Genomic DNA, 16375 nt, shown 5'->3' on the forward strand with positions numbered 1-16375 from the left:
CCAACCTGGTGAGGTTCTGACATGCCCAAAACTCTTGGATGGAAGCGCTGCCGTTGCCCTATGCGCATCGCATGCGCGCGGGCTTACGTTGTTGCCGGCACGCTTTTCAAACTCGCAAAGGCCAGGATCACACCGAGCACAACTCCCAAGGCAGCGGCGAACAGCACCCGGAGCTCGGGAGGAAGCATGAACGTCACCGTATGGGCGGGGATCCAGAAGAAAGGAATGGTTTTCCTGAAAACAAAACCCCACAGCATGTTCCAGTCAATCTCATCCAGCAGGTGGCTGACTGGCAGCGGCGAGAACAAACCACGCAACGTACCGCCGGTCTTTTCGATGTGCATGGACACCACGCCGTGAGCCAGCATGAACAGGGGAGCGAACAGGATGTTCATCAGAGTGCTTATGCTGAAGGCCACACCCAGGCGAACCAGGAAGCTGCCGTTGACCAGGTCATCGGGAGCGACGGAGAATCCGGCTTGTTTGAGGAAAACCGGGGTACCCGAGGCGTACACCGTAAAAGCCGTGTGGATGAGCAGGCCGATGACGCCCCACATCAGAGCTCTCGGCAGGACGCCGAAGCCTGGTTGAATGTATTTCTTGGTGGTGATTCTGAGAGCCACCATCTCGCCAGCCGTACCCAGTATTGCGAACTTGAGAAAACTCATCAAAAAGCCGTGCGCTTGAGAGAACTCATTCACGGCCGCGACATTGTCGGGAAGAACAGTGAACAGCGCCAGAGCCAGGGCAATGCCCACGATAGCTATTCCATCGGAACTTTTCATTTTTCTCACCCTGATGCCTTTGACATTGCTCTGTTGCTGGGTCGTGGCGTGGGCTCGGGCCCATCATGTGCGAGCAATGTTCTTTTTCCTGGAACGAAATGTTCAGACGCTACGCTTTTCCGGATAAGAGCCGTCAACACGAGCGGTCGTGGCGCCCGGTGCGAGGGGCCGGGCTCCGGGGAAGGAAGCCGGGAGGGCGAAGCGGCCTCCATTGCTCCGGGGTGTTGAAAAAGCCGGAGTCCTGCGTGTTGCGCAACATGTGGTAGCTGCTTTTGGTGGGAAGGAGAGGAACACACAGTATGTTCCTCTCCCCATCTGAAGCCGTCACCCCATGTTGGCGGCTACCAACACTTGTTGTACAAGCCTATGACATCGTTAAGAGATGGCACCCTGGGAGTGGTGATGGTCGAGACCTCTTCAAGGGCGTCCTTGGACATGGCCTCGATGTCCTTGCTGTCGGCCGTGGCTCCGATCTGGGCGGCCACACCGGTGATGGTCCTCGGGATGCCGATGTCGTCATTGAGACGCTGCACGGCCTCAATAGCCGTATCCTCGGGATAGGGGCCAAGATCGGTCAGGCCGCTGAGCCTGGCGATGGTGGCCATTTTTTCACGGCATACGATTTTGTTGTATTCCAGCACAGTAGGCAGACACACGGCGTTGGCGAAGCCGTGGGGGAAGTTGAAGAACGCGCTCAGGGGATGCGCCATGGAATGGACCAGCCCCAGGCCGCCGTTGCTGAATGCGATACCGGCCATGGTCTGGGCGTAGGCCATTTTTTCGCGCGCCTCGATGTCGTTGCCGTTGCCCACGGCGCGGCGCAGGTACTTGAAGATCAGCTCGATGGCGCCAAGGGCCATGGCGTTGCTGTACTCCATGGCGCCGATGGAGATGTACGCCTCGATGGCGTGCGTCATGGCGTCCATGCCCGTGGAGGCCGTGATCGCCGGGGGCAGGCCGGTCATCAACAGCGGGTCAATGATAGCGACAGAGGGCAGCAGGCGGCCATCCAGAATAACCATCTTCCAGTGGTGCTCTTCCTGGGCGTTGGTGATGACAGCGGCGCAGGTGGACTCGGAACCCGTGCCCGCGGTGGTGGGGATGGCGATGTAGAAAGGAAGGTCGGCCTTGAGGAGCCCCATGCCGCGGAAGTTGCCCAAGGGGCCGCCGTTGGTGGCGAGAATACCGCACGCCTTGGCCGCATCCATGGAGCTGCCGCCGCCAAGACCGATCAGGCAGTCGCAGCCCTCTTTCGTGTAAAGGTCGTAGGAATCTGCGGCATTTTTTTCATGCGGGTTCGGCACGGTTTCATCATACAGGGCGTAGGGGATGCCGGCAGCGGTCAGGATATCTTCCACTTTCTTCGCCAGGCCAACTTTGACGACGCCTTTGTCAGTCACGATCAACGGTTTCTTCAACCCCTGCATCTTGATCGTTTCAGGCACCTTTTCCAGTGCGCCAGCACCAGTGAAGATAATCTTGGCCAATTGAAACGCAGTAATCATAGCTCGCCTCTTTGTGTTACACGATTGCGTTTTCTGGCATCGCAGGATGCCGTCCACAACAGTTGTCTTTGAAGGCTACAGCTTAGTCTGTGACCAACGGCACAGTATCATTGCGCTTTCCGGATCGCTTCCAACACTCGTTCCGGAGTTGCCGGCAGCCGGTATATCCGTGCGCCACAGGCGTCGTGAATGGCATTGATGACCGACATGTGGGGGTTGACCATGGGGCCTTCTCCAGCGCCGGAAGCGCCAAAGGGTCCATGCTCGCGCAGGTTGTTTTCGAAGTACTCGATCTCCATGTCGTCCGGGATGCTTTCAATGTAGGGAAAGCCGCCACCGATCATGGTGGAGTGCTTCTTGATGTCTTCAAAGTCCTCGCTCAGGGCCAGGCCAATGCCCTGGGCGATGCAGCCGTATATCTGCCCGTCCACAGCCAGCCTGTTGTTGATGGCGCCGAGGTCCGCGACGCAGGAAACCCTGTCCACCTTGACCTTGCCGGTGGCGACTTCCACCGAGACTTCGGCCATGTAGATCGTGTACATGCAGTTCACGAAAGGATCGCCGAGACCGGTATCGGGGTCGCAGGCGCTGCCCTGTGAGGAGTAGGTGCCTTCAAAACGCGTGGGCTTTTCGGCGGCCACGGCTTCGTCATAGGTCATGAAGCCGCCATCGGCCTTTTTCAGCGTCTCCAGCATCGCGGTGCATGCGGCGCGCAATGCACTACCCACAACCACCTGGGAGCGCGACGCGCCGGCCGGTCCTGCCGGGGGCTGCTTGGAAGAGTCTGGCCAGCTGAAACGAATCTTCTCCACGGGAATGCCCATGGGCCGCAGGGCCTCGTGCGTTGTGCCCACGGCGCCGATGTCCGCGCCCTGGCCATGGTCCTCCCACGAGCACCCGAGGGTTACGCCGTTATCCGGGTCGTACTGGATAAAGACCTCGGCTGTATCCATGCCGTCCGCGCCGGCGCCGTAGACGCCCACAGCAATGCCCACGCCTTTTTTGATCTTTTCGGTGGAGTTCCTGGCGGTGCGCGCCTTGGCCTCCTTGTACTTCGGACGCAACGCATCAAGCAGCTGCGGCAGTGCGATGACGTCCGGCGTCGCGCCGGTGGGCGTTGTGGAGCCCTCGCGGTAGCAGTTGGCGTAACGGAACTCCAGGGGGTCCTGGCCAAGGGCCTCGGCCAGGTCTTCCACCAGGGTTTCCCCGACAAAATAGGACTGGACCCCGCCGAAGCCGCGGAATGCTGCGCCCCAGGCGTGGTTTGTACAGACGGTGCGGCCCATGCCGCGGATGTTCGGAATGTCGTAGCCCGCGCCGATGAACTGGATGCCGCGTCCGGTCAGCACGCTGGCCATCTCGCAGTAGGGCCCGTGGTCCACCGCATAATCATGCTCCAGGGCCAGGATGCGCCCGGTGCTCTTGTCCGCGGCCATGCGCGCGCTGATGTGGAACGGGGAGCGCTTGCCCGTATAGGTCATCTGCTGGTGGTAGTTGTAGCGCAGGAAGCAGGGCCTTCCGGTGACCAGCACGGCCGCGCCGACCAGGGCTTCGGACGTGGGGCTCAGCTTGTAGCCGAAGGTGCCGCCCATGGGGTTGGATGCCATGGCGATCTTGTCAGGCGTCAGCCCGATGCCTTCGGCGATCATGAAGGCGTGCAGGTGCACAGCAATGGATTTGCTGTGGATGTGCAACAGCTCGTCTTCGCCCATATATCCGAACGAGACGTCCGGTTCGATGGGCATGTGCGGCTGCCGGCTGGTGACGAAATCTCCCTGCGCCACCACCACATCGTCGCGTTCAAATACGGGCGCGGTTTCATCGCCTTTGATCAGCGGTTGCGTGAAGTACACGTTGGGCGTGCCGGGATGGATCTCTATGGCGTCGTCCGCCATGGCCTCGGGCGCGCTCATGTACGCAGGCAGCATCTCCAGCTCTACGGCCACTTCCTTGGCCGCCGCATTGGCCTCTTCATAGGTGGAGGCGCAGACCACAGCCAGGACATCGCCATATTGGAACACCTTGGTATCGCTGATGATGGGGCGTTCCCAGCCGTCCCCTTTGTGGTACGGGCTCTGGACCAGACCAAAGATGCGGTTTTTGCCTTTCACGTCCTTGGCTGTCAGCACGGCGTGCACGCCGGGCATTGTTTCCGCCTTGGACGTATCGATGCTCAGGATGTTGGCGTGATTCACCTCGGCCTGCACCAGAGCGAGGCATAGCGTGTCGTCAGGCAGCTTCAGACCCAGGTCCGCGCCGTAGTCCAGCGTGCCGGTGACCTTGGCCTCGGCAGTGGGGCGGGGATACTTGGAGCCCCAGATACGCCCGTCTTCGGGCATCTTGAACTCCAGGCTTTCTTCGGGCGCATCGCCGCGCAGGACCTCGGCAGCGGCCATCACCGCGTCCACAAGCGGCTTGTAGCCTGTACAACGGCAGGCATTGCGGTGTTTCTGGAACCAGTTCCTGACATCGGCGCGTGTGGGGGTGTCGTTCTCGTCCAGGAGCCCCTTGGCCGAGACGATGAACCCCGGCGAGCAGAACCCGCATTGTGCGGCGCCGTACAGGGCCCAGGCTTTTTGCAGAGGATGCAGATTGCCCGGCGCGCCAATCCCTTCGATCGTGGTGATATAGGACTTCTCGGGAACCCGGCTCATCTTGGTGATGCAGGACCGGACGACCTTGCCGTTCAGAATCACAGAACAGGCGCCGCACTGCCCCTGCCCGCAACCGACCTTTGTGCCGGTCAAATGGAGTTGCTCTCTGAGAACTTCAGCCAAAGTGGATTTTGCCGGGGCGAAAACAGGCGTCTCCACCCCATTGATGAACAACCGTTTCTGCAACATTGAACTCATGGCTCGCTCCTGTTTTTATCAGACTGTAGGCAAGCGACATGCCAATATGGTTCGTATTAATATCTAGCTGAAATTATATAAAAAGTTGACATTTACATCCGCCTTTACATGTTAAACACTCCTTTACATGTCACGAAACATGTAAAGATCGTGTCATCGTTCTACGGCATGTGGTACGGCTGTCTGCGCGGGTAAGTCCAAAGGAATGGCCACGGGATCAGGCGCCCTTACTTGGAAGGGGGCAGGTGGCTTGTGTGAGCTTCTTTGAGAGTGTACGCTGGCGTACAAATTGCGATGTAAACGGTGCTATTCTGTCGCTTGTGATATTGTTCACTATTATGAAGTGGATGGAGTGAAGCATGCGGACACCATTACCCACCGATGATTACAGTTCTCCTGAGGATACACTTCAGGAGTTCCGTGAACACTCCGACTTTTACAGTAACTTTGTCGCCCCGGGCGGCCCGCAGACCTTGTTCTGGCAAAAAATATATGATGCCCGTCAACAGTTCCACGAAGGAAAGAGCGGCCAGTTCACCCACATCAGGCCCCACATTATCCGCTCCTGGAAGCGCTCGTCAGCCGCCGGCGCCCCGTATACAGGGCTGCCTTCAGTACGTCTCAGCGCCGAAGAGTTGAACAACGTTCTGAAACGCAACGAGTTTTTGCTCTCCACAGCCAAGCCCGTGATGCAAGAGCTGCTGGAGAACATTCACCCCACCAGCAATTGCATCATTCTGACTGACAGCAATGGCGTTTACCTGTACACCCGCGGCGACGACCTGGGGGCCGGACGCAGACCCAGCACGCCTTTGCGTGGCTTGGTCAGCGGTGAGCCCATCGAAGGCACCACGTCCATGGGCATTTGCCTGGTGGAGCAGCAGGCTACCTGCGTTCTTGGCTGTGAGCACTACAACCCGTACTTCGACAGCTGGTCCTGTGCAGCGGCGCCGATTTTCGACCACGAAAACAAGCTGGCTGGCACGCTTTCCATGACCATGGCGCGCGACAACTTCAACCACCACGGCTTCGGTCTCGTCATTGCCGCGGCAAAGGCCGTGACCGAGCAGATGCGCCTGCGACATCTCCTTCAGGAGACGCAGACAATCATGGAAATCCTGGGCGAAGCAGTGATTGTGTTGGACGCCAACAGTCGTGTCAGGATGATAAACCGTTACGCCAAGCAGCTGTTTCACGTACAAGATGATGCGATCGGTCGGGATTTCGCGTCCCTGGCCGAAACTATCAGTGGGGAATGCTTTCTGCGCTCCGGCAACAAGGTCAAAGACAACGAATGCTCCATGCGTCTGGTAGACGGCTCCTTTCTGCAGTGCGTGTACTCTTCGTCGCCGGTGCCGGAAGGGGGGCTGTGCGTCACGCTTCGGGAAAGCCGGCGCGTGCACAAGCTGACCAACCGCATCACCAGGGCCAAGGCCGTCTACACCTTCCAGGATATTATTGGCAGCTCGAAAAGCACGCGGACGGCGTTGCAACTGGCGCACAAGGCCAGTGAAAACGCCATGACCACCTTGATCCTGGGGCAAAGCGGAGTGGGCAAAGAGCTGTTCGCGCAGGCCATCCACAACGCCAGCGATCGGCGCGACCAGCCGTTCATCGTTATCAACTGCGGAGCCATCCCCCGCGATCTGGTCCAGAGTGAGCTGTTTGGTTACGAAGGGGGCGCGTTTACCGGTGCGTCACGCCACGGAGCTCCCGGCAAGTTCGAGCTGGCTGACGGCGGCACGCTGTTCCTCGATGAGATCGGCGATATGCCCCTGGCGGCCCAGGTGAATCTGTTGCGCGTGTTGCAAGAGGGCGAAGTGACCAGAGTCGGCGGCAAACGCTCGCGTCAGGTGGACGTCCGCGTTGTGGCGGCCACGCACCGCGACCTGGCCAGAAGGGTGGCGGATGGGACCTTTCGGCATGACCTGTACTACAGGCTCAACGTGCTGGTCATCCCGATTCCGTCCTTGCGCGAGCGCCGCGAAGACATACAGGTGCTCGCCAACTTCTTCCTGGAAAAGATGACGCATACGTTGAACAAACCGCTGGAGGGCTTTACCCCCGAAGCAATGCACTGCCTGAAGGCCTACGACTGGCCGGGGAACATCCGCGAGCTGGAGAACCTGGTTGAACGGGCCGCTGTCGTAGCCGATGGTCCGTTTATCGGCAAAGAGGACCTGCCGTCGGAGTTCTGGTCACCGGTTGCCACTGTCGCGCCGGGAACTGATACGCCTTCGGTAGCGCAGATGGCAGCGCCCGATACCTTCGACGCCAGGGACGAAGCAGACGCAACGGGCGAAACAGCAGGAGAACAACGGGAACAACCCAGCCAGGAAAAGCAGCGCATCATGGATGCCTTGCGGGCTGCAAACGGCAATGTCCGGGCTGCAGCCAAGGACATCGGCGTGTCACGCGTGACGCTGTATGCGCATATCAAACGCCATGGCCTCTCTCTGGAGCCCTTCAGGCAGCGGAAACCATAAGCTCCCCGACCGGATGGACCTGCGGCCACGCCCTGACGCGTGCGTAAAGGCAGCACACCCCGTCAGCACATCGGCCAGGAGCCGGACGCAACGAACAGAATCAACCAAACAAGGCTTGGTCCTATCGGCTGTTCTTATGTTCCGTGGATAGTGAGAAACGAAGAAAAAGAACTGGTGGAGGCGGGGGGAGTCGAACCCCCGTCCGAGAACGTTCCACAGTGAGCTTCTACAGGTTTAGTTCGCGATTTGATCTCATCGCGGCGGCGCCCACGAACAGGCTCCTGCCGCGACCAGTTCACCAAAGTGTCTCGCCCCCGCCGTGGCGAACGCCGGCGGGAACCAGCCCGATAAGGGTGTCATTCCAAAAGCGTATCGGGCGTCAGCCCTCGGAATGTGGCAGCGTTAGTTACGCAGCCAGAGCGTAATCGTAGTCGTTGTTGGCAACTATCGGTTTGCCGCTTTTTAACGAGGCCAGCGGCGCCTCGACCTGCGACTCCTGCTTCCGCATCCCCGTCGAAACCAGTGCGCCCCCATTCAAAGATCGTGTGCGGACCGCATGCGCCGGCAAGGGGAGGGGATGAAACGCCGGCATCCGTCCGCGAACCATCAATATAAGGACTTTTTCGCCGCTGGCAAGGGGTTTCCGCGCAGGGACGCGGATGCCTGGATGTCGCGTGGTGATCGAAGCTGCCAGCCCGAGAAAAACGGATACGCTTGGAAAAACGGCGCCTTCCGGCAGGATACGCGGATCACTCCGTTGTGGTCACGCTCGCCTCGCCCACGCGCACGGCGTGGCCGCGCTTTTTGCCATTGGCGTGCATGGCCAGCAGGGAGTGGATCAGCAGCACGGCGAACAGGCCCACGCCGCCGGCAAGGGTGGTGCGTGACACGGTCTCACCCACGGCGGCCCATACCAGAATCGGCGCCAGGATCATCTCCAGGAGCAGAATCATGTTCACTTCCGGAGCCGGGATATAGCGCGGCGCGTTGAGCAGGCACAAGAACGAGCACGGCAGCACCACCAGGCAGAGCACGAGCAGCAGGCCGACGTCCTGGGGCATCACGGCCAGCGATCCTGCGCTGAAAAACGATACAGTGGCTGTGATGCAACCACTCAGGACCATGCACGGCACCATCTCCACATCGGGCCGACTGCGGATGAGTACGAATCCCAAGGACATGAAGACGGACTGCGTCAGGGCGACGATGTCCCCGGTCAGATGGCTGCCGGCGCCGCCCAGGTCGCCGCTGACAATGACCACCACGCAGAGCGCGGCCAGGACCACGGCCAGCCAGGTGCGCAGGGGCAGACGCTCGCGCAGCACGACGGCGGAAAGCAGCGCACCCCAGATAGGCGCCGTGGAGATGATGGCCAGGGTATTGGCCACGCTGGTGCGCATGACCGCGTTGACAAAAAGCATGTTGGCAGTGCTGAAGCACACGGCCGTGGCAATGCCTATCAGGCCGAGAGCGCGCAGCCTTTTGCCCAGGCTCTTGCGCCCGCGCAGCAGGGTGTAGACGCCCACGCCGGCGGCCATGCCCAGGCCGCGATAGAAGAGCAGGGGCCAGGTATCGATCTGCATGAGCCGGACAAGCAGGGTGTCCGGGGTGATGATGAGCACGCCGGCAAAGGCCAGAATGAGTCCGCGAGTGGTAGGGAGCATAGGCGAAGCGCAGGTAATGCAGCATGGCCGCCAGGGCCATGGATCGAGGCGCTGCTGCGGTCAGCGCCTGTAGTACAGGGTGGCGTGTGAATGGGGCCGGGTAATCTGGTCAGTGGACGGCTTCGGCAATGGTTTGGGCGATGTCCTCAAAGGACGCGGGCTTTTCCAGAATGGCATGGTGCGGTTGAGCCCGGAGCCTATTCATTGTCTCCTTGTCCACGAACGCCGAGTAATAAATAATCGGAATGCTGTGGTTGATGCTTGCCCCCGCATCGATGCCGTCCATGGGGCCTTTGAGGCGGATGTCCATGATGACGCAGTCGATAGGGTTGTTCTGGGCGAAGGAGACGGCGTCCTCGCCGGTGTCGGTCACATGGCAGACCGCGTACCCGAGCTTGGAAATATTTCGTTCGAGAAAAAGGGCCGTAATTGCCTCATCCTCTACGATCATTACCTTTTTTGTGTGCATGATGGATTCCTGAAATCATGTTCACGAAACATGGACCGTGATGCACGAACCTGCAGTATTATGCAAGCGCAACGTGCCGTTCAGCTGGCGCGCCAGGCTGCGGACGAGCTGCAGGCCCAGGCCGGTGGAATCATCAAGGGAAAAACTCTCGGGAAAGCCGCGGCCGTTGTCGCAAACGCTCATCGCAAAGCCTGACGGGACGGCGGCAAGGCGCAAGGTGACTGTGCCGGATTCCCCAGCGTCGAACGCGTGCTTGCAGGCATTGGTCAAAAGCTCGCTGCAGATCAAGCCGCACGGCACGGCCTCTTTGGGCGACACCTCCACCGGTTCCATCTCATAGACCAGCTCGATGTGCCGGCCGTTGTGGTTGTAGAGGTCCAACAACCGCGTGCCCAGCTTCTGCAGGTAGGTATCCAGCCGCATGGATGCGAAGTGGTCCTGGGAGTAGATCTGCTTGTGGATGAGTATGATGGCGTCCAGCCGGGTACGAACCTGGTCCAGCGTCTCCAGGGTGCGGGAGTCCTGCACGTTCTCGCGCTGCATCTCCACCAGGGCGAGGACCACGCTCAGGTTGTTTTTGATGCGGTGGTGCACCTCGCGCAGCAACGCTTCCTTGTCCGCCACGGTCTGCTGGAGATCCGCATTCAATCGTTCGCGGATGCTGACCTGGCGTTGAGCGTATATGCCGAAGCCTACGAAGAGGAACAGAAGCACAAGGCGAATATACCACTCATGCGGTGGCACGTTCGCGTAAAGGAGATCGGAAAAGCTGCCAGGATAGAAGACGAGCCAGTCCATCACGGCGTCCAGGAAATACACCACGACGCCGCCGAGCAACGCCAGGCAAAGTAAGCGATACTTACGGAAATGGTCGGTCAACATCTGGTTGTCCACCGTGACTGACGTTTCTATACAAATGTAAGCACAACGTCGTTGTAAATGCTTGATCCATGCGGCTGGCGGGGGGAGATGGGCCGCATGGGGTGTTGCTGATGGTGATTCGTGCCGGGGGGCCAAAAAACGACCCGGCGCCCGGCAGAGCCCCAAAACTTCCGGGGGCGATGTCGCCCGCAATGTTTCCTACCAATTTAGTCCGATTAAAACATGCTACGGATGAAGAATCAAGGGCTCCGGGCGAGTAGGGCCCGTTGGGACCGGTATCCGCCCATCATCGTTGTGTTGTTGCGGATACATCCGCAAGATTCTACCATACCTCGGCTCCGAAATCGTGCAGAATGCGCCGGAGCAGGGCCGTGGACCAGCAAGCTGTCCGAGCCCCCCGCTCTTGTCACGCTGCACGGACAAAGGGTGAGGTGTTCCAGTGGACGCGCCTGGCCAGAATGCTGCAATTTAAATAAAATATACTGGAAAGTAAGGAAAAACACCAGACCGGCCGGATATATCCCACAGAAATCTGACTCATACCTTGACCCGCGCGGCGCATCGCTCTACATCCGTGCGGTATCCGCCATCATGTGCGGCAACAACGCAAGGAGTCCCCATGCATTTGAAGAAGCGCATTATCGTCACCGGCGGCGCCGGGTTTCTGGGCTCGCATCTTTGCGAGTTCCTGCTCTGCGCCGGAAATGAAGTCCTGTGTGTGGACAACTTCTTTACCGGTTCGAAAATGACCGTCGAGCACCTGCTCGACAATCCGAACTTCGATGTCATCCGCCACGACATCACCTTCCCGCTCTATCTGGAAGCCGACGAAATATACAACCTCGCCTGCCCGGCCTCGCCCATCCATTACCAGAACGATCCCGTGCAGACGACCAAGGTGTGCGTGCACGGCTCCATCAACATGCTGGGCCTGGCCAAGCGTCTGCGCGCCAAGATCATGCAGGCCTCCACGTCCGAAGTGTACGGCGACCCGGCCATCCATCCGCAGCCGGAAAGCTACCGCGGCGACGTGAACCCCATCGGCCCGCGCTCCTGCTACGACGAGGGCAAGCGCTGCGCCGAGACGCTTTTCTTCGACTACCATCGCCAGCACAACCTGCAGATCAAGGTGGCGCGCATCTTCAACACCTACGGCCCGCGCATGCACCCCAACGACGGCCGTGTGGTCTCCAACTTCATTTGCCAGGCCCTGCGCGGTGATCCCATCACCGTGTACGGCGACGGCTCCCAGACCCGCTCGTTCTGCTACGTGGACGACATGATCGCCGGCTTCATCAAGCTCATGCACTCGCGCGACGGCTTTATCGGCCCGGTCAACCTGGGCAACCCCGGCGAGTACTCCATCCTGCAGATTGCGGAGACCGTGCGCGAGCTCATCGGCGCGTCCGTGGAGATCGTGTTCAAGGAGCTGCCCCAGGACGATCCGCGCCGCCGCCAGCCGGACATCTCCCTGGCCAAGCAGGAGCTGGACTGGGAACCCACGGTGCCTTTGCGCGAAGGTCTGGAGAAGACCATCGCCTACTTCGACGACTTCCTCACCAGCCTGAAGCAGGCGAACGAGAAGAAGAAAAAGGTGCTGGGCACACTGCTGGATCGTGGCTGCAGCTAGGCCTGCAGTATAGCTCAATCAAAAGAACAGGGCGGGAGCCGGGCGTTTTGAAGCGCCGGGCTCCCGCCCTTTGTATTGGCCCAGTCTGGAGCGTGTCCGAAGTTTGTCTAGGGCTTGAAGGCGCGCCTGGCCATCGCTACCCGGCGGGAATGCCGAACAGGGTGATGAGCAGGCAGATCAGTGCCAGGCCGGCGTACAGGCCGGTTTTGGCCCTGCGTGCTGGCACGTCGGACACCTTGCGCATGACAAGCAGCGCGACAACGCACTGCAGGACGTAGAACAGGGCGAAGGCACGCGAGGCATAGCTGATGATCTGGTAAACGTCGGTCATCCAGGTGATGCTGATGGACAGGGCGGAGACCACAACATAGGCGTAGCGAGCGGGCATCCAGCGCTTGAATATGGCTTCCAGCAGGCCGGAGCAGCCGGCGTCGTCAGCCGTGGCCGCTGAGAACTGGCTGCCGATGGCCGTGATCGTCAGCAGGGCAGGCAGGATGGGCGCGACCACCGCAGACAGGGCGACGATGGCCGTGATCCCGCTTTGCAGATCGCCCTGAGTGTTGCCGATGACCGCGGCCATGAGGCCGATGAACACGAGATAGATGACCGTGGAGATGAGCTGGGCCCAGCGCATGGTCCGGATGCGTTCTCCCTGGGAATGCTCCGAGCCCAGAAAGCGGGAGGTTTCGAAACCCTGCACTACGATGAGCATGCCCATGAGCAGGCGGACGACGTGCAGCTTGTCCCCGGAAACTCCCAGGTGCCGCAGGTGCCAGGAGCCGTCCATGGCACTGACCGCGTTGAAATGCGCGAGCCCGGCCACAAGGGCCGCGATCATGGCCAGGTTGACGCCTACGACGATGCGCTCCACGCGCTCAATGCCCTTCAGGCCCCGCGTGAAGCCGATGATGGCGATGCCCGCGAGAATAAGGGTTACCAGGGATTTGGCGATCCAGGCCGTGTGCAGGTTCAGGGGCTGCAGGGCGAAGCTGGCAAGCAGTTGCAGATAGTACGACACCGAGATGCAGTAAGCGCCGGACAAGGCCACGTGTGAGATCTTCTCCAGCAGGTCGGCGGCCTCGCCGATTTTGATGCGGTGCGCCGCGTCCCGGTGGGCGATGTGCAGGCGGTGCTCGATGCGCTCGAACACGTCCGGCGGATTCTGTTTCTGGAACAGCGGCTCGCCATAGCGGATATTGAAGCGGATGACCGAGCCCACGGCATAGGCCAACCCCAGCAGCACGGCCATGGCCAGGACGGAGTAGTTGCCGATGTTGGCGTACAGCAGCGGCACGCAGACGAGAAAGCCGCTGCCCATGATCGAGGCCAGTGGCGTGACCGTGGCGCGCCAGGCCGGGGAGGCGGTCAGCGGCTTGTAGAACAGCAGCACGCCGCAGACCAAGGCGGCGGTGGCGGCGACGATGAGGCTGGAGACGGGCAGTGCCATGGGGACAAAACCTTTAGTTCTGGCCACGGCCAGGGCGGTCATGCCCGGTCGGGTCAGGTGCGGATCACTCCGGCTGCGGCAAAGGCGCCGGCCAGAAGGCCCAACCCCGGAATACGACCATAGCATGGGCGCGTTCCATCAAGGGAGTACAATCCTTATTGTAGCGCCCCGAGTGAATCAGGGCAATGCCTGGTCCGCATTCCTTGCCTCGCTCTAGCAAGTTCTTGCCGGGACGAGTTGTGCGCCAGACCCGATTCCTTATCCCAGCTTCATGAACTCCTTGAGGTCCGAGCCCAGGATGGCGTGCAGCTCGGAGAGGTCGTCCTCCCGCGCCTGCGCAAAGAGGAAGGCGAACACGCCGTACCGTTTGTAATCCACCGGCCGCAGCTCCAGCGGTGTGGAAAAGCGGTTTTTGAACTCTTCATAATTCACTTGAACAATGGACGCACAGTCCACGTCAGGCGCTATGTCAGCCACGACAACAGCGTACACGTTGCCCTCGCGCTGGGGCAGTATCCGCTCCCAGTCCGGGGCCGCGCCGTCCAGATAGCAGGCGTACGGGTTCACGCCGTAGGCGTGGTAGGCCAGGTCGGTGACGCACCAGCCGGCAAAGCGCATGGGGTTCACCTCGATGGGCGCGATGTGCCCATTTTCATCCACGCGCATCTCCACATGCACCGGGAAGTCGGCCAGGTTTGCGCGGCGGCCCAGCTCGGCCAGGAACTCGGTAAAAGGCTCGCGCCAGCGCTCGATGATGGACGGGGAGGTGATGTACACGCGGTCCGAGACGTCGTCGGCCGAGGCAAAGAGATGGCCCAGGATGTTCACGATGACCACGTTGCCGTCGCCGTCGTAGAAGGCGTCCACGGCGAACTCCTCACCCTCGATGCACTGCTCGATGACGAAGCGGTCCACGTCCAGGACTTCGGGGGGATAGTACTGGCGGATGCGCTCCACCTCGTCGCGGATTTTCTGCACGATGGGCTTCCAGTCGGCGGCGGACTCCACGCGGTGCACGCCCAGGCTGAAGAAACCCACGGCCGGCTTGACCACACAAGGGTAGAACAGCTCCTCCGGGTCCACATCGTCCAGGTCGTCGTAGGCCACGCCTTTGTAGAAGTAATCCGGGTACAAGGGCGCAATGAGATCGCGGAAGGCAACCTTGTCCTTGAACACGTCGATCATGGCCGGAAGCTTGGTGTCCGCCAGGTTCGCGGCGATCCAGCCGATGGCGTTCTCCGAGTTGGCGTAAATGCGGGGAGCCTTCCGCGCCTCGGCGGCGAACTCCTCATCGTCGAGCAGTCGGACGTCGCTTGCCTCGTCATTCAGGCTGACGCGGGCTTTGGCGTTGTCCAGCACGGCTCCCTTGCGGGAAAGGACTGTTTGCTTCAGAAAATCAGAAACATATGGATCATCGAGGATGAACATTGGCATGGCGTCCTGTCTGCGATTGTTCCGGTGAAATGGATGCTGCGAGAGGGGGAATTCATACCCGTGGTCGTTGCCGGAAGCAAGCGTGATGAATACAGCCGGCTCCATAATCCGCTGGTGATATTCGCCAAAAAAGATGTTACACACCGGAATCGTGAGAGAAGTACCGGACCGCTGGACATTGCGCCCCACAACCGACAGCGAGCGGACGATGCCCTCGACATTGACGTACGAGATTACCACCGATGACTTCCTGGAGTTTCAGAAGGAAATCATGAAACGCGTGCGCGCCGAGGCCACTGGCGTCGCCAGGAGCCGCAGCAATTTCCTGGTGTTTATCGCCTTGGTCATGGTGATTCTGGCTCTGCTCATCTATCTCCCGGAGTACATCGCCATCAACCTGACCTCCTTCGGAGTAGCGCTGGTGCTCCTGCTGCTCCTCGTACTGCCGCTGACGGTCTACTTTCAGCGCCGGATCGCGGCCATGAGTCTGCCGCACAGGGACGGCATCGTGCTCGGCCCCAAGAAGATGCAGCTCGATGCCAGGGGCGTGACCATCCAGACCAGGGGCTATGCAGTGAAGCATACCTGGGACGCGGTTCTCGACCTCATGGAAACGAAAAATCTGTTTATACTGCGGCTGGATACCCTGGTGGGTGAGATCATCCCGAAAGAGGCTTTGGAAACGTGCGCCGATCCTGAGGTTGCGCGCGCCCTGATCCTGAAACGCGGCGCGGTATGATCCCCGGCCGACGCCGTATCACCATTAACTTATCGGAGTCATGCAATGCGCCATTTGTGTCTCATGCTCATCGTCACCGTGCTGCTGGCCACCGCCGGAACGGCGTCCGCGCAGCAGATCAAGTACGGCAAATGGGAAATCACCACCAAGGTGAACATGGTTGGCATGCCCATGGACATGCCCCCAATGACACACACCCAGTGCCTGACCAAGGAGGACCTGACCCCGCGCACCGAGCAGCCCCGCGCGAACTGCACCACCGACTACTCGGTGGACGGCAACACCGTGCACTTCACCACAAAGTGCGACACGCCTGAAGGGAAGCTGGAAGGCAAGGGCATGGCCATCTACGAGGGCGAGACCATGAAGGGCTCTTTGACCATGGTGATGCACGGCGAACACGAGATGGAAATGACCCACGACTACGAGGGGCACTATCTCGGCCCGTGCGATGAGTAGCTATCAGATTTACTGGATGAACC

12 protein-coding genes and 1 other RNA gene are annotated in these 16375 nt (G+C 60.2%); 4 read left to right on the forward strand and 9 right to left on the reverse strand.

Annotated features, from left to right (window positions below; all coding sequences use genetic code 11):
• Positions 1-83 precede the first annotated feature (83 nt).
• The 3 genes from E8L03_RS03670 to E8L03_RS03680 all read right to left on the reverse strand — a co-directional run bounded on the left by E8L03_RS03670 (position 84) and on the right by E8L03_RS03680 (position 5133).
• A complete protein-coding gene (locus tag E8L03_RS03670) occupies positions 84-785 on the reverse strand; it encodes an Mpv17/PMP22 family protein (protein WP_171266608.1) in 702 nt (233 codons plus the stop codon).
• A 341-nt stretch (positions 786-1126) separates the two neighbouring features.
• A complete protein-coding gene (locus E8L03_RS03675; protein WP_144234497.1) occupies positions 1127-2290 on the reverse strand; it encodes an iron-containing alcohol dehydrogenase in 1164 nt (387 codons plus the stop codon).
• A 107-nt stretch (positions 2291-2397) separates the two neighbouring features.
• Positions 2398-5133, reverse strand: coding sequence for a molybdopterin-dependent aldehyde oxidoreductase (locus tag E8L03_RS03680; RefSeq protein ID WP_144234815.1), 2736 nt, complete (start codon positions 5131-5133; stop codon positions 2398-2400).
• A 368-nt stretch (positions 5134-5501) separates the two neighbouring features.
• Between E8L03_RS03680 and E8L03_RS03685 the strand changes: the two genes are divergently transcribed.
• Positions 5502-7628 (forward strand): sigma-54-dependent Fis family transcriptional regulator, encoded by a 2127-nt coding sequence (locus E8L03_RS03685; protein WP_171266609.1) that lies wholly within the window; start codon positions 5502-5504, stop codon positions 7626-7628.
• A 172-nt stretch (positions 7629-7800) separates the two neighbouring features.
• On the opposite strand, the gene ssrA is transcribed toward E8L03_RS03685, so the two are convergent.
• The 4 genes from ssrA to E8L03_RS03705 form a co-directional block, all read right to left on the reverse strand.
• Positions 7801-8160, reverse strand: a transfer-messenger RNA (tmRNA) gene (ssrA, locus tag E8L03_RS03690).
• 217 nt (positions 8161-8377) lie between these two features.
• A complete protein-coding gene (locus E8L03_RS03695) occupies positions 8378-9292 on the reverse strand; it encodes a DMT family transporter (protein ID WP_171266610.1) in 915 nt (304 codons plus the stop codon).
• A gap of 109 nt (positions 9293-9401) precedes the next feature.
• Positions 9402-9761 (reverse strand): response regulator, encoded by a 360-nt coding sequence (locus E8L03_RS03700; protein WP_144234531.1) that lies wholly within the window; start codon positions 9759-9761, stop codon positions 9402-9404.
• A gap of 21 nt (positions 9762-9782) precedes the next feature.
• Entirely contained in the window at positions 9783-10643 is an 861-nt protein-coding gene (locus E8L03_RS03705) for a sensor histidine kinase (RefSeq protein ID WP_171266611.1), read from the reverse strand.
• A 619-nt stretch (positions 10644-11262) separates the two neighbouring features.
• Between E8L03_RS03705 and E8L03_RS03710 the strand changes: the two genes are divergently transcribed.
• Positions 11263-12273, forward strand: a complete 1011-nt coding sequence (locus tag E8L03_RS03710; RefSeq protein WP_144234533.1) for a UDP-glucuronic acid decarboxylase family protein — start codon at positions 11263-11265, stop codon at positions 12271-12273.
• Between the two features lie 136 nt (positions 12274-12409).
• On the opposite strand, the gene E8L03_RS03715 is transcribed toward E8L03_RS03710, so the two are convergent.
• Together E8L03_RS03715 and E8L03_RS03720 are read right to left on the reverse strand one after the other, a co-directional pair.
• On the reverse strand, positions 12410-13720 hold the full coding sequence (locus tag E8L03_RS03715; RefSeq protein WP_144234534.1) for an amino acid permease: 1311 nt from the start codon (positions 13718-13720) through the stop codon (positions 12410-12412).
• A gap of 258 nt (positions 13721-13978) precedes the next feature.
• Positions 13979-15154 carry an ATP-grasp domain-containing protein gene (locus tag E8L03_RS03720; protein WP_244963651.1) on the reverse strand — a complete coding sequence of 392 codons (1176 nt, stop codon included), beginning with the start codon at positions 15152-15154 and terminating at the stop codon, positions 13979-13981.
• A 208-nt stretch (positions 15155-15362) separates the two neighbouring features.
• Here E8L03_RS03720 and E8L03_RS03725 point away from each other — a divergent pair, with 208 nt between their 5' ends.
• On the forward strand, positions 15363-15893 hold the full coding sequence (locus tag E8L03_RS03725) for a YcxB family protein (protein ID WP_171266612.1): 531 nt from the start codon (positions 15363-15365) through the stop codon (positions 15891-15893).
• Positions 15894-15938: 45 nt separating this feature from the next.
• Positions 15939-16352, forward strand: coding sequence for a DUF3617 domain-containing protein (locus E8L03_RS03730; RefSeq protein WP_144234537.1), 414 nt, complete (start codon positions 15939-15941; stop codon positions 16350-16352).
• Positions 16353-16375: the final 23 nt, after the last annotated feature.

The sequence above is a fragment of the Oceanidesulfovibrio marinus genome (assembly GCF_013085545.1).
Taxonomy (GTDB): Bacteria; Desulfobacterota; Desulfovibrionia; order Desulfovibrionales; family Desulfovibrionaceae; genus Oceanidesulfovibrio; species Oceanidesulfovibrio marinus.

Excerpts from the sequence above, each read along its gene's own strand:
- E8L03_RS03680 (WP_144234815.1), bottom strand. The coding sequence starts at position 5,133 with ATGTTGCAGAAACGGTTGTTCATCAATGGGGTGGAGACGCCTGTTTTC.
- E8L03_RS03725 (WP_171266612.1), top strand. The coding sequence starts at position 15,363 with ATGCCCTCGACATTGACGTACGAGATTACCACCGATGACTTCCTGGAG.
- E8L03_RS03695 (WP_171266610.1), bottom strand. The coding sequence starts at position 9,292 with ATGCTCCCTACCACTCGCGGACTCATTCTGGCCTTTGCCGGCGTGCTC.
- E8L03_RS03730 (WP_144234537.1), top strand. The coding sequence starts at position 15,939 with ATGCGCCATTTGTGTCTCATGCTCATCGTCACCGTGCTGCTGGCCACC.
- E8L03_RS03720 (WP_244963651.1), bottom strand. The coding sequence starts at position 15,154 with ATGCCAATGTTCATCCTCGATGATCCATATGTTTCTGATTTTCTGAAG.
- E8L03_RS03685 (WP_171266609.1), top strand. The coding sequence starts at position 5,502 with ATGCGGACACCATTACCCACCGATGATTACAGTTCTCCTGAGGATACA.
- E8L03_RS03715 (WP_144234534.1), bottom strand. The coding sequence starts at position 13,720 with ATGGCACTGCCCGTCTCCAGCCTCATCGTCGCCGCCACCGCCGCCTTG.
- E8L03_RS03700 (WP_144234531.1), bottom strand. The coding sequence starts at position 9,761 with ATGCACACAAAAAAGGTAATGATCGTAGAGGATGAGGCAATTACGGCC.
- E8L03_RS03675 (WP_144234497.1), bottom strand. The coding sequence starts at position 2,290 with ATGATTACTGCGTTTCAATTGGCCAAGATTATCTTCACTGGTGCTGGC.
- E8L03_RS03705 (WP_171266611.1), bottom strand. The coding sequence starts at position 10,643 with ATGTTGACCGACCATTTCCGTAAGTATCGCTTACTTTGCCTGGCGTTG.
- E8L03_RS03670 (WP_171266608.1), bottom strand. The coding sequence starts at position 785 with ATGAAAAGTTCCGATGGAATAGCTATCGTGGGCATTGCCCTGGCTCTG.
- E8L03_RS03710 (WP_144234533.1), top strand. The coding sequence starts at position 11,263 with ATGCATTTGAAGAAGCGCATTATCGTCACCGGCGGCGCCGGGTTTCTG.